This is a genomic window from Limimaricola sp. G21655-S1 (assembly GCF_027213785.1).
Taxonomy (GTDB): domain Bacteria; phylum Pseudomonadota; class Alphaproteobacteria; order Rhodobacterales; family Rhodobacteraceae; genus Limimaricola.
The window spans coordinates 177,064-192,203 of record NZ_JAPWGO010000002.1; the positions used below are offsets into that span (position 1 = coordinate 177,064).

14 protein-coding genes are annotated in these 15,140 nt (G+C 68.9%); 7 read left to right on the top strand and 7 right to left on the bottom strand.

What is annotated here, in order from left to right; translation table 11 throughout:
* The first annotated feature begins 24 nt into the window (after positions 1-24).
* The 4 genes from bcp (at position 25) to O4G76_RS03290 (ending at position 3,366) form a co-directional block, all read left to right on the top strand.
* The gene (gene bcp / locus O4G76_RS03275; protein ID WP_269395973.1) at positions 25-510 is read left to right on the top strand and encodes a thioredoxin-dependent thiol peroxidase; all 486 of its coding nucleotides are present in this window, start codon (positions 25-27) and stop codon (positions 508-510) included.
* Positions 507-1,334 carry a ferritin-like domain-containing protein gene (locus tag O4G76_RS03280; RefSeq protein WP_269395974.1) on the top strand — a complete coding sequence of 276 codons (828 nt, stop codon included), beginning with the start codon at positions 507-509 and terminating at the stop codon, positions 1,332-1,334. The genes bcp and O4G76_RS03280 overlap by 4 nt, the downstream gene beginning before the upstream one ends.
* Positions 1,335-1,538: 204 nt before the next feature.
* Positions 1,539-2,867, top strand: coding sequence for a M23 family metallopeptidase (locus O4G76_RS03285; protein ID WP_269395975.1), 1,329 nt, complete (start codon positions 1,539-1,541; stop codon positions 2,865-2,867).
* Complete coding sequence (locus O4G76_RS03290; RefSeq protein ID WP_085895720.1) at positions 2,857-3,366, top strand: polymer-forming cytoskeletal protein; 510 nt, start codon at positions 2,857-2,859, stop codon at positions 3,364-3,366. Before O4G76_RS03285 ends, O4G76_RS03290 begins: the two co-directional genes overlap by 11 nt.
* 64 nt (positions 3,367-3,430) lie before the next feature.
* Here O4G76_RS03290 and O4G76_RS03295 read toward each other — a convergent pair whose 3' ends face one another.
* The 3 genes from O4G76_RS03295 to O4G76_RS03305 all read right to left on the bottom strand — a co-directional run bounded on the left by O4G76_RS03295 (position 3,431) and on the right by O4G76_RS03305 (position 8,382).
* A complete protein-coding gene (locus O4G76_RS03295) occupies positions 3,431-4,501 on the bottom strand; it encodes an NAD(P)/FAD-dependent oxidoreductase (RefSeq protein WP_269395976.1) in 1,071 nt (356 codons plus the stop codon).
* 139 nt (positions 4,502-4,640) lie between these two features.
* Positions 4,641-5,765, bottom strand: coding sequence for a peptide chain release factor 2 (gene prfB, locus O4G76_RS03300; protein ID WP_269395977.1), 1,125 nt, complete (start codon positions 5,763-5,765; stop codon positions 4,641-4,643).
* A 94-nt stretch (positions 5,766-5,859) separates the two neighbouring features.
* Positions 5,860-8,382, bottom strand: coding sequence for a PBP1A family penicillin-binding protein (locus tag O4G76_RS03305; protein ID WP_269395978.1), 2,523 nt, complete (start codon positions 8,380-8,382; stop codon positions 5,860-5,862).
* Positions 8,383-8,538: 156 nt separating this feature from the next.
* Here O4G76_RS03305 and O4G76_RS03310 point away from each other — a divergent pair, with 156 nt between their 5' ends.
* Positions 8,539-9,216, top strand: a complete 678-nt coding sequence (locus O4G76_RS03310; RefSeq protein WP_269395979.1) for a trans-aconitate 2-methyltransferase — start codon at positions 8,539-8,541, stop codon at positions 9,214-9,216.
* Between the two features lie 57 nt (positions 9,217-9,273).
* Here the strand turns inward: O4G76_RS03310 and O4G76_RS03315 are convergent, their stop codons facing one another.
* Positions 9,274-10,503: an N-acetylmuramoyl-L-alanine amidase gene (locus O4G76_RS03315; RefSeq protein ID WP_269395980.1), complete on the bottom strand. Its 1,230-nt coding sequence runs from the start codon at positions 10,501-10,503 to the stop codon at positions 9,274-9,276.
* Between the two features lie 32 nt (positions 10,504-10,535).
* Positions 10,536-11,696 carry a pyridoxal phosphate-dependent aminotransferase gene (locus O4G76_RS03320; RefSeq protein WP_269395981.1) on the bottom strand — a complete coding sequence of 387 codons (1,161 nt, stop codon included), beginning with the start codon at positions 11,694-11,696 and terminating at the stop codon, positions 10,536-10,538.
* 138 nt (positions 11,697-11,834) lie between these two features.
* Here O4G76_RS03320 and O4G76_RS03325 point away from each other — a divergent pair, with 138 nt between their 5' ends.
* Together O4G76_RS03325 and O4G76_RS03330 are read left to right on the top strand one after the other, a co-directional pair.
* The gene (locus O4G76_RS03325) at positions 11,835-12,584 is read left to right on the top strand and encodes a DsbA family protein (protein ID WP_269395982.1); all 750 of its coding nucleotides are present in this window, start codon (positions 11,835-11,837) and stop codon (positions 12,582-12,584) included.
* A complete protein-coding gene (locus O4G76_RS03330) occupies positions 12,581-13,042 on the top strand; it encodes a GNAT family N-acetyltransferase (protein ID WP_269395983.1) in 462 nt (153 codons plus the stop codon). The genes O4G76_RS03325 and O4G76_RS03330 overlap by 4 nt, the downstream gene beginning before the upstream one ends.
* A gap of 57 nt (positions 13,043-13,099) precedes the next feature.
* Here O4G76_RS03330 and O4G76_RS03335 read toward each other — a convergent pair whose 3' ends face one another.
* Entirely contained in the window at positions 13,100-13,828 is a 729-nt protein-coding gene (locus tag O4G76_RS03335; RefSeq protein ID WP_269395984.1) for a DUF1236 domain-containing protein, read from the bottom strand.
* Positions 13,829-13,998: 170 nt separating this feature from the next.
* Positions 13,999-15,132: a flavodoxin-dependent (E)-4-hydroxy-3-methylbut-2-enyl-diphosphate synthase gene (gene ispG, locus O4G76_RS03340; protein WP_269395985.1), complete on the bottom strand. Its 1,134-nt coding sequence runs from the start codon at positions 15,130-15,132 to the stop codon at positions 13,999-14,001.
* Positions 15,133-15,140 lie beyond the last annotated feature (8 nt).

Sequence of the window (15,140 nt, forward strand, 5' to 3'; positions counted from 1 at the left end):
CGTTCACGACAGCGAGGATGCGCCATGAGCGACACGATGACGGCCACCCTGCCCGAGCCCGGCCAGAAAGCCCCCGATTTCATCTTGCCGCGCGACGGCGGCGAAGAGGTGCGGCTCTCGGCCCATCTCGGCGCGCCGGTGGTGCTCTATTTCTACCCGCGCGACGACACCTCGGGCTGCACCAAGCAGGCGCAGGGCTTCACCGAACTGGGCGGCGATTTCGAACTGCTGGGCGCACGGGTGCTCGGCGTGTCCAAGGACAGCGTCGCCAAGCACGAGAGGTTCCGCGACAAGTACGGGCTGGGCGTGACGCTGCTGTCGGATGCCGAGGCCGATGTCTGCGAGCGCTACGGTGTCTGGGTCGAGAAGAAGATGTACGGCAAGACCTTCATGGGGATCGAGCGCACCACCTTCCTCATCGACGCCCAAGGCAGGATCGCCCGGATCTGGCGCAAGGTGAAGGTGGCGGGCCATGCCGAGGAGGTTCTCGACGCGGTGCGGGCGCTGTGAACCAAACGCTCACTGATCTGGCGGTCGAGGTGCTCTCGACCGCCGATGGCCGCCTCAAGACCGCGCGCAGCCACGCCGCCGCCAAGGCCTGGCGCGACAGCCGCACCGCCGGCGCGCCGCTGGAAATCGGCGATACCCCGCCCCCGGATCGGCCGGCCCGCCCGGACCGGCCCGAACTGCTGGCGCCGCGCGAAATGCCCAAGCGCCGTCCCGGCTCGGAACATGGCCGGATCGCGCTGATCCACGCGGTGGCGCATATCGAGCTGAACGCGGTGGACCTGCATTGGGACGCGGTCGCGCGCTTTGCCGCGACGCCGTTGCCTTTGGGCTATTTCGACGACTGGGTGCAGGCGGCGGACGAGGAATCGAAGCATTTCAACCTGCTGTGCGACCGGCTCGAGGCGCTGGGCAGCCATTACGGCGCCCTGCCCGCGCATGAGGGCATGTGGCGCGCCGCCGAGGACACCGCCGCCGACCTGATGGCGCGGCTCGCCGTGGTGCCGATGGTGCTCGAGGCGCGCGGTCTCGACGTGACGCCCGGCATGATCGAGATCTTCCGCAAGGCGGGCGACACCGACACCGTCGCGGCGCTCGAGGTGATCTATGTCGAGGAGGTGCACCACGTCTCCTACGGCTCGAAGTGGTTCCACTTCCTGTGCGGGCGGCACGATCTCGACCCCGCGCCGCTGTTTCGCGACCTCGTGCGGCGCCATTTCCACGGCGGGCTCAAGCCGCCGTTCAACGAGGAGAAGCGCGCCGAGGCCGGGATCCCGCCCGATTTCTACTGGCCGCTTGCGGAGGAGACGGCACGGCGAGAGGGCTGAAGACCGGCCCTTTCGTTGCTCGGGCGCCACAGTGTGACACTATAGTCCTTTCGGCGATATCTTGCCGTTTTTCGGCCTTCTCCACGCCCGTGACCCGGGTGGCTGCCCAAAGATGTTGCGACAGGGGGGAGGCCCCGCTAACACCACGCACGCGGCACTCTCGAAAAAGAGAGGCTGTGACCGGGACAACACGGGGACGGACGGGTGCGCATCAAACTGGCACAGAAACTTCACGCGGCGCTGGAGCGCCGGTTTCCCGAACGGCGGCTGTTTCTGCGCTCGGACACCGAGACCCGGTTCATCAGGCTCCACCCCTCGACCCAGCTGATCGCCTGGACCGGCGCGACGCTGGTGGTCGGCTGGACCATCACCGCCACCGCGATTCTGCTGATGGATTCGATCGGCTCCGGCAATTTCCGCGCCCAGGCGCAACGCGACCAGATGATCTACGAGGATCGCCTGAACGTTCTCTCGGCCGAGCGCGACCTGCGCGCCGCCGAAGCCGCCGCCGCGCAGGAGCGGTTCTCGACCGCGCTGGCCCAGATCTCGACCATGCAGAGCGAGCTGCTGGCCTCCGAGGACAAGCGCCGCGAGATGGAGACCGGGCTCGAGGTGATGCAGGCCGCGCTGCGCCGCACCATGATCGAGCGCGAGACCGCGCGCGACGCCGCCGAGGAGTTGAAGCTGGCGCTGGCCGAGGGCGGTACCCTGCCCGGCGGCGCCGACGCGGCCTCGGTCGAGGGCACGCTCGACATCCTGTCCGGCGCGCTGGCCGAAACCGCCGAAGAGCGCGACCGCATCGCCGAGGATGCCGAGCTTGCCTTCGAACAGGCCAACGAGATGCAGCTCGAGCTGCGGCTGATGACCGAACGCAACGACGAGATCTTCCGCCAGCTCGAAGAGGCGATGACCGTTTCGGTCGAGCCGCTGGGCGAGATGTTCCGCGCGGCCGGCATGGACCCCGACGCGATGATCAGCAAGGTGCGCAAGGGCTATAGCGGCATCGGCGGCGGCGCGCTGACCCCGATCCAGTTCTCCACCATGGGGTCCCATGCGGGCCATGGCCACGACAATGCCGAGCGTGCCAACGCGCTGCTCGACAAGATGGACGAGATCAACCTCTACCGGATCGCCGCCTCGAAGGCGCCCTTCGCGGAGCCGGTGAAATCCTCCTATCGCTTTACCTCCGGCTTCGGCCAGCGCTGGGGCCGCCTGCATGCGGGCGCCGATTTCGCGGCGCCGATCGGCACCCCGGTCTATTCCACCGCCGACGGCGTGGTGGTCAGCGCCGGTTGGGCCTCGGGCTATGGCCGGCTAATCAAGATCCAGCACGAGTTCGGGATCGAGACCCGTTATGCCCACCTCAACAAGATCAGCGTGAAGGTCGGCCAAAGGGTATCGCGCGGCGAGCGGATTGGTGATATGGGCAACTCCGGACGATCGACCGGGCCCCACCTCCATTACGAGGTGCGCGTCGGTGGGACTCCCGTCAATCCCATGACCTACATACGAGCTGGAAAAGATGTTTTCTAAGAGCAAGATCAACGAGCCCGGACCCAGGACAGCCGAAGGGAACCCCCAGATGGACGCCACCACCAAGCCCGCGCAGCCGCAGGGATCGCAGGACTACCGTCCCGCCGCACCCAAGGCGAAGCCGCCGGCCTCGGTGCTCTCGGCCGACCTGCACATCAAGGGCAACGTCAAGACCACCGGCGACATCCAGGTCGAGGGCCAGATCGAGGGCGACATCCGCGCGCATCTGCTGACCGTCGGCGAAGGCGCCACCGTGCGCGGCGAGCTGGTCGCGGATGACGTGGTCATCAATGGCCGGATCGTCGGCCGGGTGCGCGGCCTCAAGGTTCGCCTCACCTCGACCGCCCGCGTCGAGGGCGACATCATCCACAAGACCATCGCGATCGAGAGCGGGGCGCATTTCGAGGGTTCGGTGCAGCGTCAGGAAGACCCGCTGAACACCACCGGCGCGCCCAAGCCGCTGCCGAAGCCGTCCGTGGCCGAAGGCGGCCACGACTGAGGCCGGTCGCGGGATCGACGGATCGGGGCGTCTCGGGAAACCGGGGCGCCCTTTTCGTATCCGGCTAGCCGTAGAGGAAATTCGCCGCGAAACGCGCCCGCAGCGGCGGCAGGGCGGTGATCAGCCGCACCGCCGCCAGCGTCGCTGGGCGGGCCAGCCGGCCCTTCGCGGTGACCACGCGGCGCATCCGCTCGGCCCCGGCGATGATCCGGCGATCCGCCGCGCGGCGGGCTTTGGAATAGCCGTCGATTCCGCCGCCCGCGAGCCGTTCGGCTAGATCGCAGGCATCGGCGATGCCCAGATTCATGCCGCGCCCGCCGGCGGGAGAATGCGAATGCGCGGCGTCTCCCGCGAGCAGCACCCGCCCCTCCCGGAACCGCTCCGCCATTCGCAACGCCACCCGGAACTGGCCCCGGTCGTGCAGATGCGCGACCCGCACGCCGAAGGGCTCGGCCGCGAGCGCGTCCTCGGTGTTCGAGATCATCCGTACCCGCTCACCGCCCAGCGGCACGACGGCGGCCACCCGCCCCTGGGGCAACAGGGACAGCGCCACCCGGTCGCGATGCGGCCAGCCCGGCGCGTCGATATCGGCGATCGACCAGACATCCGGAAGCCGGTGCCCGGGATAACCGATCCCCGCCGCCTCGCGCACGAGGCTGCGCGTGCCGTCGGCGCCGAGGAGCCAGTCGCCGCGCTCCTCCCGACCATCCTTCAATGTGATGCGGACGTCTCGGGCGTCCTGCGCCATGCCGACGATCTCGGCGCCGCGCAGCAGCGTGCCGCCGTGACGTGCCAATGCCGCGGCGAGGATCGCCTCGGTGCGATCCTGCGGCAGCCCGAGCATGTAGCGACGGCCGAAACGCTCGGGCCGGGCCGCGGCGAAATCGAGGCTGGCCCAGACCCGACCGCCGCGATGAAGGATCAGGCCTCTATAGGTGACGCCCTCGGCCAGCAGCGCCTCGGTCACGCCGGAAGGCTCAAGACGATGCAGGCTTTCGGGATTGATGCCGACGGCGCGCGACAGGGGGGACGGCGCATCTCGCGCCTCGAAGACCGTCACCTCGATACCACGCCGGGCCAGTTCGACCCCGGCGGTCAGCCCGGTGGGTCCGGCGCCGCAGATCAGCACCCTCATCCTCAGCCCTCCCGCCCCAGTCTAGGAGCGCAGGGTTACGACGGGCAAGATGCGGAACAGGTGAGCGCGGGCCGAGAGGACGGGACCGGGGCTCCGCCCCGGACCCCGGCGTATTTCAGGAACAAAGTCGGGGGTGGCTTCAGTCGTCCGAGGTCGCCTCGGCGCGGCTCTTGCCGGAGACCTGGCCAGCCAGGGTCGCGGCCATGAAGCCGTCGAGATCACCGTCGAGCACGCCTTGGGTGTCCGAAGTCTCGTGGCCGGTGCGCAGGTCCTTCACCATCTGGTAGGGCTGAAGCACGTAGGAGCGGATCTGGTTGCCCCAGCCGGCATCGCCCTTGGCATCGTGCTGTGCGTTGATCTCGGCGTTCCGGCGGTCGAGCTCCATCTGGTAGAGCCGCGATTTCAGCGCCTTCATCGCGATGTCGCGGTTCTGGTGCTGCGATTTTTCCGAGGAGGTCACGACGATGCCGGTCGGCAGGTGGGTGATCCGCACCGCCGAGTCGGTGGTGTTGACGTGCTGTCCCCCGGCCCCCGAGGAGCGGTAGGTATCGACCCGGATGTCGGAGGGGTTCACGTCGATCTCGATGTTGTCATCGACCACCGGATAGACCCAGACGCTCGCGAAGGAGGTTTCGCGCGTGCCCTTGCCGAAGGGCGAGATCCGCACGAGACGGTGCACCCCGCTCTCGGATTTCAGCCAGCCATAGGCGTTGGGGCCGGAGATCTTGTAGGCGACCGACTTGATGCCGGCCTCGCCGCCGGCTTCCTCGGACTGCATCTCGACCTCGTAGCCGCGCTTCTCGGCCCAGCGCACATACATCCGCTGCAGCATCTGCGCCCAGTCGCATGCCTCGGTGCCCCCGGCGCCGGCATTGATCTCGAGGAAGGTGTCGTTGCCATCGGCCTCGCCGTCGAGCAGCGCCTCCAGCTCCTTGGCGCCGGCGGTCTGGCGCAGCGCCTTGAGCGTGGCCTCGGCCTCGGCCACGACCTCCTCGTCGCCCTCCATCTCGCCCAGCTCGATCAGTTCGACATTGTCCTTCAGCCCCTGGCTGATCTGGTCGTAGGTACCCATCTTGTCGAGCAGCGACTGGCGCTCGCGCATCAGCCTCTGCGCGGCGGCGGGGTCGTCCCACAGCGTCGGGTCCTCGACCCGGGCGTCGAATTCCTCGAGCCGGTGCGCCGCCGTCTCGAGGCCCATGCGCTTGGCCAGCAGCCCGAGCGACTTCTCGATGGCGGCGATGTTGGCTTGCGTCTCTGCGCGCATGATCGGCTCCTCACTCGGCCTCGAAGGCTTTGAATTGTGCGGCGTGATAGCGCGCCCCGCGCGCCCCGGCAAGCGAGGCGCGCGAGAGCGTCGCTCAGTAGAGGCCGCCCGAGGACAGCGTGCCGAAGCTCGCCTTCGGGCCGACGGTGGCGGTGTTGCCGGTCGAGGTCTGGACCTTCTTGGCCGGCTTGTTGCCGCCCGCCTCCTCGTAGAGCGGCAGATCGCCCGACATCTTGAATCCGCCATCGAAGGTCACGCCGAACAGCGGCTCCTCGCCGATGCGGAAGCACTCGGAGATCACGTTGTCGCCCGAGGCGCCGTCGGGCAGGCGCGCCCCCGAGAAGCGGTCGATCTTGATGAACTGGCACTCGTCGGGGACCGGGAACTCGGTGCCGCCGAAACGCTCGATCGCCTCCCTCATGAAGCTCTCGAACACCGGGCCGCAGATGCCGCCGCCCGAGGCACCCGAGCCGAGCGAGCGCGGGTTGTCGTAGCCGATGTAGCAACCCGCGACGATGTTCGACGAGAAGCCCACGAACCACACGTCCTTGGCATCGTTGGTGGTGCCGGTCTTGCCGGCGATCGGCACCGGGAGGTTGATGCCGCGCGCGGTGCCGCGCTTGACCACCCCCTCCATCATCGAGGTGAGCTGGTAGGCGGTGACCGCGTTCATGATCCGCTCGCGGTTCGACTGGATCGTCGGCGCCTTGCCCGCCGGCAGGTTCGGGAGCGAACAGTCGACGCAGTTGCGCTGATCGTGGCGGTAGAGCGTGTTGCCGTAGCGATCCTGCACCCGGTCGACCAGCGTCGGCTCGACCCGTTCGCCGCCATTGGCGAACATCGCATAGGCCGCGACCATCTTGAACAGCGTCGTCTCCTGCGCGCCCAGCGCGTTCGACAGGTAGGGCCCGAGATCGTCATAGACACCGAACTTCTCGCCGTAATCGGCGACGGTATCCATGCTTACCTCCTGCGCGAGGCGGATCGTCATGATGTTGCGCGACTGCTCGATGCCGGTTCTCAGGGGCGTCGGCCCGTAGAACTTGTTGGAAGCGTTCTGAGGTCGCCACATGCCCTGCGGCGTGTTGATCTCGATCGGGGCGTCGACGATGATCGTCGCCGGGGTGTAGCCGCTGTCGAGCGCCGCCGCGTAGACGAAGGGCTTGAAGGAGGAGCCGGGCTGGCGCATCGCCTGGGTGGCGCGGTTGAACACGCTGTCCTGGTAGGAGAAGCCACCCTGCATCGCCAGCACCCGGCCGGTGTTGACGTCCATCGCCATGAAGGCGCCCTGCACGCGCGGCGTCTGCCGCAGCGTCCAGCGGATGAAGCTGCCGTCATCGTCGGAGGTCATCCGGCGCACCAGCACCACGTCGCCGCGCTCGAAATTCTCGGCAAAGCTGCCGCGCATCCAGGAAATGTCGTCGCGTGGCACCACATGCGGCTCGGAACCGTTATCGGCCAACCCCTCGATCCCGAGGCGCATCTCGCTCTCGCCGAGCTCCATTACCACGGCCGGGTACCACTGGCTCTCCAGCGTCACGTCGCGCGGCACGTCGACCTCGGAGAGCGCCTTGCGCCAGGCCAACTCGTCGTCGAGCGTTTCGACCGGGATCGACTTGCCGGTGCCGCGCCAGCGGCCCAGCCCGCGATCGTATTGCTCGAGCGCGCGCTGCAGCGCATGTGCCGCCTCGACCTGCAACGGGCCGTCCAGCGTGGCGCGGATCGACAGACCGCCGCCGAAGAACTCGTCCTCGCCGAACTCGGCCGAGAGTTGGCGGCGCACCTCGTCGGTGAAGTAGTCGCGCGGCGGCAACGCGGCGCGGAAGCTCGCGATATCGCCGGACTGCACCGTGTCGAGCGTCAGGCCACGGCCCTCGCGATAGGCGGCCTCGTCGATATAGCCGTCTTCCCACATCCGGCGCAGCACGTAGTTGCGGCGGTTCACCGCATCCTCGTATTGCCGCACCGGGTGCAGGTTGCCGGGGCGCTGCGCCAGCGCCGCGAGATAGGCGGCCTCGCCCGGCTCGAGCTGCGATAGCGGCTTGTTGAAGTAGGTCTGCGCGGCGGCGGTGACGCCGTAGGAGTTCTGCCCGAGGAAGATCTCATTGAGATAAAGCTCGAGGATCCGCTCCTTGTCCATCGCGCCCTCGATCCGCACCGCGAGGATCAGTTCCTTGATCTTGCGCTCGATGGTGCGCGAGCCGTCGAGCAGGAAGTTCTTCATCACCTGCTGGGTGATCGTGGAGGCACCGCGGATGTCCTCGCCACGCGAGCGCACCGCCTCGACGCCGGCGGCGACGATGCCCTTCACGTCGAATCCGGAATGGACGTAGAAATTCTGGTCCTCGGCCGAAACGAAGGCATGCTTGACGAGATCGGGGATCTCCTCGGCCGGGGTGAAGAGCCGTCGTTCGGTGGCGAACTCGTCGAGGATGTTGCCTTCGCCGTCATAGACGCGGCTGATCGTCGGCGGCGTGTACTGGGCCAGCGTCTCGTAGCTGGGCAGGTCGCGGCCATAGACGTAGAAGATCGCACCGAGCGTCAGCGCCCCCATTGCGAGGCCGAGGGTCAGCATCGAGAAGATGCCGCCGAGGAAGGACATGATGAAGCGCAGCACGATTGTCTCCGGGAGGAATGAGGGGCTTATAGGCAAGCGCCCGCCCGGGGTCAAAAGCGCAGGGCTTGAAATCGGCAGCAAAACGCCCGAAAGCGGGGTCACGCTTTGGCGAGGGGATTGCGCTCTCGACAGCTGGCACCCAAAAGGGCGTACATGATGGCAACCGACACAACCCCTTCCCGCCGCGCCACGCCGGACGACGTGATCGCGACCTATGACGCCGTCGGCCCCGAATGGGCCAAGGCGCGCGACCGACGCCTGATCGAACGGCGCTGGGTCGACAGGATGCTGGCCGCGGCGCCGCGCAATGGCGGCCGCCGCCGCGTGCTCGATCTCGGCTGCGGCTCGGGCGCGCCGATCGCGCAATACGTCGCCGATCGCGGCGCCGAGGTCACCGGCGTCGACGCCTCGCGGGTGATGCTGGGCCTGTTCCAGAAGAACCTGCCGCGCGCCCGCGCCTTCCACCACGACATGCGCGGGCTGCGCCTGTCCGAGAAGTTCGACGCGATTCTCGCCTGGGACAGCTTCTTCCACCTGGCGGGACCCGATCAGCAGTCGATGTTCCCGACCTTCGCCGAGCACGCGGCGCCCGGCTGCGCGCTGATGTTCACCTCCGGCCCCTCGGCCGGCACGGCGATCGGCGACGTGGCGGGCAAGCCGATCTTCCACGAGAGCCTGAGCCCCAAGACCTACAAGGGTCTTCTGGAGATGCACGGCTTCAAGCCGCTGGCCTTCATCCCCGAAGATCCCGATTGCGGCATGCACTCGGTCTGGCTCGCCCGCTTCGACGGTCTGCCGCGCGAGGAAGGCCCGAAGCCCGCCAACAAGGGCTGAGGCTCGGCCCCGGCACGGTATCACGGCCCGCGCGTCACCGCGCGGGCCGTTTGCGTTTCAGCGCCGCCGCAGCGGCGCGCGCGCGGCCTCCTCGGCCGCCCAGTTGCGCAGCCCCGCGACGAGCCCCGCGACGATCCGGGCGCGCGAGGCCGGATCGACGAGTCGCGCCCGATCCCCGGCATTCGACAGGAACCCCACCTCTACCAGAACCGAGGGGAAATCGGCGGCGTTGAGCACCGCCAGCGGCGCGCTGCGGAGGGGCCGCGAATTGAGATGCGCGCCCGCCGCGCCGAGCGAAGCCACCAGCGCCTGCGCCAGCCGCTCGCTCTGCGGCGCGGTGTCGATCCGGGCCAGATCCATCAGCGCCGTGGCGACCCGGTCGTCCTGACGGCTGAGATCGAGCCCGGCCAACAGGTCGCCGCGCTGGTGCCGCTCGACCATGCGCCCCGATGCGGTGTCCTGCGCCTCGTCCGAAAGCGTGTAGACCGAGCCGCCCGAGGCCTCGTCTTCCTCCAGCGCATCGGCATGCAGCGACAGCAGCAAATCGGCCCCCGCCGCCCGGGCGATGGTCATCCGCTCGGACAGCGGCACGAAGGCGTCGGCGTCGCGGGTCAGCACCGCGCGCATGTTGCTGGAACGGTTGATCGCCTCGGCCGTCTCGCGCGCCAGCTGCAACATCAGGTCGGCCTCGACCAGCCCCTCGCGCATGGCGCCCGGATCGACGCCGCCATGGCCCGCATCCACCGCCACCACCAGCGGCCCCGCCTCCGCCGCCCGCGGCGGGGCCAGCGTCTCTCCGGCCGGGTCGGCGGGGCGCGCGCGTTCCGCGAAGGCCTCGGCGCTCACCGGTCCCAGCGCGATGCGCAGCCGCGCCGCGCCCGAGGGCCGTGCCCGCATCTCGGCGCTCTCGACCGCGAGTGGCTCGGCCAAGTCGAGCACGAGGCGCGACCAGCCGGGCCGCCCGCGCCCGAGCCGCAGCGCGCTGGCGCGCGTCCCCGACAGCAGCGCCGCCGGATCGGCCCCGGTCCAGTCGACCTCGGCGAAATCGAGCACGAGCCGCCGTGGCTCGTCGAGCGTGAAGACCCGCCAAGGCACCGTCTGGCTCAACGCCAGCTCCAGCTCCAGCCCCCGGCGCGTATCCGCAACATGGCTCTCGGAAGCATCGAGCCGGGCCAGCCCCGAGAACTCCTGCGCCGAGAACTCCTGCGCCGAGAACTCCTGCGCCGAGAGCGGCCCCGCCAGCAGCAGCGCGAGGCCGATCCCCGTCATCTTTCCCCAAATACGCATACCCGGCCTGCCCCGGGCACCGCGGCGGGGCCTCATGCGGCGCCCGCCTCCGCATGACCGCGCGCCGCCATGAAGCGGGCGAGCCGCGACAGCCCCTCCTCGATATCGGCGGTGGAGCGGGCATAGGAGAAGCGGATCCAGCGATGCCCGTCCGCCGGGTCGAAATCGAGGCCCGGCGTCACCGCGACGCCCGCCTCGTCGAGGATCTCGGCGGCGAAGGCGCGGCTGTCATCGGTGAAGGCCGAGACGTCGGCATAGACGTAGAACGCCCCGTCGGGGGGCGCGAAGCGGGTGAAGCCCGCCTTCGGCAGCCGCTCCAGCATCAGCGCGCGGTTGGCGGCATAGACGGCGGCATTGGCTTCCAGCTCATCGGTCGCGTCCATGGCGTGCAGCGCCAGCCGCTGCGAGGCGTGCGAGGTACAGATGAACATGTTCTGGGCGATGCGCTCGATGCCGCGCACATGCTCGGGCGGCACGATCAGCCAGCCGACGCGCCAGCCGGTCATCGAGAAGTATTTCGAGAACGAGCCGATCACATGGGTCTCGTCGGTCACTTCCAGTGCCGAGGTTCCGCGCCCGCCGATCCCGTGATAGATCTCGTCCGAGATCAGCGCGGCGCCGCGCGCCTCGCAGGCCTGCGCCAGAGCCCCGAGCCCGTCGCGGTCGAGCATGGTGCCGGCCGGGTTCGAGGGCGAGGCAAGCACCAGCCCGTCGAGCGCGTGGCGCTCGATATCCTCGGGCACCGGCTGCATCCGGTTGGCGAGCCGGGTCGGCATATCCACCGGCACCATGTCTAGCGCCTTGAGGATCTGGCGGTAGGAGGGGTAGCAGGGCGCGCCCAGCCCCACCCGGGCGCCGGTGTCGAAGAGCTGCGTGAAGCTCAGCAGGAACGCACCCGAGGCGCCGGAGGTCACCACGACCCGGGCCGGGTCGAGATCGACCCCGTACCATTCGCCGTAGTGCCGGGCGATGCGGGCGCGCAGTTCCGGCAGGCCCAGCGCCACGGTATAGCCCATCGGTCCCGCCGCCATCTCGCGCGTCAGCTTCTCGACCGCCTCGCGCGGCGCGCCGGTACCGGGCTGGCCCACCTCCATGTGGATGATGTGCCGCCCCGCCGCCTCGGCCTGCCGTGCCGCCTCCATCACGTCCATCACGATGAAGGGATCGACCTCTCCGCGCCTTGAGTTCCGCATGCCCTGCTCCCTAAGGTTTGGCCGGGTTGTGCCAATGCGCCCCCCCTGCCGTCAATGGCCTGCGCCTTCCCGCGCGGGAACTTGGCAGGGGGACGATGATGTGATCTGCACGGCTCGACACGAGGAAAGGACATTCCAATGCTGCGCTCGCTCATCCGCGCCCTGCCCGTCACGCTGGCGCTCGCCGGCCCCGCCGCCGCGCTCGATCTCGAGGCGATGACCGATGCCGAGCGCGATGCCTTCGGCGACCAGGTGCGCGCCTACCTGCTGGAGAACCCCGAAGTGCTGATGGAGGCGATCGCCGTGCTCGACCAGCGTCAGGCCGAGGCCGCGGCGCAAGGCGACAGCGCGATGATCGCGAGCCATGCCGAGGCGCTGTTCGAGAACGAGGGCGACTGGGTGGGCGGCAACCCGGATGGCGACATCACCCTCGTCGAGTTCATGGATTACAAATGCGGCTATTGCCGCCGCGCCTTTTCCGAGGTCGAGGAGCTGGTCGAAAGCGACGGCAACATCCGTTACATTCTCAAGGAGTTCCCGATCCTCGGCGAGCAGTCCCTGATGGCATCGCAATTCGCGCTGGCGATGCGCGAGCTCGAGGGCGACGCGGCCTACAAGCAGGCGCACAACGCGCTGATGACGATGCGCTCGGACGTGACCGAAGACTCGCTCGAGACCCTCGCCGACAGCCTCGGCGCCGATTTCGAGGCGGTGCAGGCCGAGATGGAGAGCCCCGAGGTGGCGCGCGTCATCGCCGAGAACCGGCAGCTGGCGCAGGCGATGCAGGTCAGCGGCACGCCGAGCTTCGTGATGGGCGACCAGATGCTGCGCGGCTACGTGCCGCTGGCGCAGATGCGCGAGTTGGTCTCGGCCCAGCGCGGCGAGTGAGCGCGCCGCTGTTCAGGCAGGCCGTTCGCGGCGATGTCGCCGCGATCTCGGCCCTGCGGGCCGGGGACGAGTTGGGACGCGGTCGCGAAACGGCGTCCCCGGATGTCTATCTGGAGGCCTTTGACAGGATGTCCGCGCAGCCGGGAAACTCTCTCGTCGTCGGCGTGATCGAAGACGAGATCGTCGCCTGCTACCAGCTCACCCTGATCGAAGGGCTCTCGCGCGGTGGCGCGCGGCGCGCCCAGATCGAGGCGGTCCGGGTGGCCCCCGGCAGGCGCGGCGCGGGAATCGGCCATCTTGTGATGCGCGATGCGGAGGCGCGGGCCCGTGCGGCGGGCTGCGCCCTGGTGCAGCTGTCCTCCGACCGGTCGCGGGAGGCCGCGCATGCCTTCGACGAAAGCCTCGGCTACGAGGCGTCGCATCTGGGCTTCAAACGATCGCTCCGCCCGGACGGCTGAGCATGCGAAAAGGGCGGCCCGTGGGCCGCCCTTTCCAATCGTCATGCCGATCAGCGATCAGCGGATGATGTGCACGATCCGGCGCTCTTCCGGCTCGACCACGACCGGGGTGCCGTTCAGGTAGAGATAGCTGTACTCGGCCTCCGGCACCGGGGTCAGCTCGACCTCGGTCGGCACGGTGGCCCCGACCACGACCTCGCCGCCGAGCACGACCTGCTCGACCGGGTTCTCGCGGACATAGGTGATGGTCTCGTCGTTCGGCGTGGCGGCGTCACCGGCCACGGCACCGAACGCCGCAGCACCGAGGATGCCGACCGGACCCGCGGCGAGGGCCGCGGCGCCCGCGGCGGCGGTCGCCGCGCCGGCGGCGGTGGCGGCGGCGTTATTGGCCGAGTTGTCATAGGTGACGGTCTCGATCTCCAGCTCGGCGCGGTTGTCGATCACCACGACCGACTCGGCGGCATCGGCCGTCTCGACGGTCAGGTAGTCGCCATAGGCCCAGCCGGTGGTGCCGTCGAGCGTCACGCGGCACCAGTTGGCCTCCTCGAGGCAGCCTTCGACCGTCACCTCGCCATCGGCGGGGATCACGTCGATGATCTCCATGTCGGGGCCGGGGCCCGCGCGCAGGTTCAGCTCGGTCGCTGCGGTGGCCATGGTGCCGGCCATCGCGGTCTCGGCATTGGCGGTGGTCTCGGCCGTCGTCTCCGTGGTCGCGGTCTGCGCGAAGGCCGGCATCGCGGCCACGAGGGCGGCGGCGGTCGTCATCAGGAGCGATTGCTTGGTCATCTGTCAGTCTCTTTTCCAATGGTGCGCCACCTTCGGCGGCGCGTCTGGACAAGAAACGAGCAAGGGGCCGTCCGGGTTCATGCCGCCACCCGGCAAGCCCCGGAAATCAGGCGGGAAATAGCCGAGGCGTCGGCGGAAACCGACCGGCTCCCGCCTGACGCCGGATCAGCTCACTCGGCGGCCTCGGCGGCGGCCTTGTCGCGGGCCTCGATCTCGGCGGCCTTCGCCTCGACTTGCTCGACGATGTGGTCGATCATCTGGTCGTTCGACATGCGGTGGCTCTGCTTGCCGGCGAGATAGACCATGCCGTTGCCGGCGCCGCCGCCGGTGAAACCGACATCGGTCATCAGCGCCTCGCCCGGCCCGTTGACCACGCAGCCGATGATCGAGAGCGACATCGGCGTCTTCACATGTTCGAGCCGCTTTTCCAGCGTCTCTACCGTCTTGATCACGTCGAAGCCCTGCCGCGCGCAGGAAGGGCAGGAGATGATGTTGACGCCCCGATGGCGCAGGCCGAGGGATTTCAGGATCTCGAAGCCGACCTTCACCTCCTCGACCGGATCGGCCGAAAGGCTGACGCGGATCGTGTCACCGATCCCCATCCACAGCAGGTTGCCCATGCCGATGGCGGATTTGATGGTGCCCGACATCAGGCCGCCCGCCTCGGTGATGCCAAGGTGGATCGGCGCGTCGGTGGCATCGGCCAGCTGCTGGTAGGCGGCGGCGGCGAGGAACACGTCCGAGGCCTTTACCGAGATCTTGAACTCGTGGAAGTCATGATCCTGAAGCAGCTTGATGTGGTCGAGCCCGCTTTCGACCATGGCGGCGGGACAGGGCTCGGCGTATTTTTCGAGCAGGTGCCGCTCCAGCGAGCCCGCATTGACGCCGATCCGGATCGAACAGCCGTGATCCTTGGCGGCGCGCACCACCTCGGCCACCCGCTTGGCGTCGCCGATATTGCCGGGGTTGATCCGCAGGCAGGCCGCGCCCGCCTCCGCTGCCTCGATCGCGCGCTTGTAATGGAAATGGATGTCCGCGACGATCGGCACCGGGCTTTCGCGGGTGATCTCGCGCAAGGCGCGGGTGCTGTCCTCGTCGGGGGTCGAGACCCGCACGATGTCGGCCCCGACATCGGCGGCGCGGATAATCTGGTCGAGCGTCGCCTTCACGTCGCTCGTGTCGGTGTTGGTCATCGTCTGGACCGAGATCGGCGCATCGCCCCCGACGGGAACGCGCCCCACCATGATCTGGCGCGACTTACGGCGCTGGATCTCGCGCCAGGGCCGGACGGCGTGAAGGGACATGGGAAACC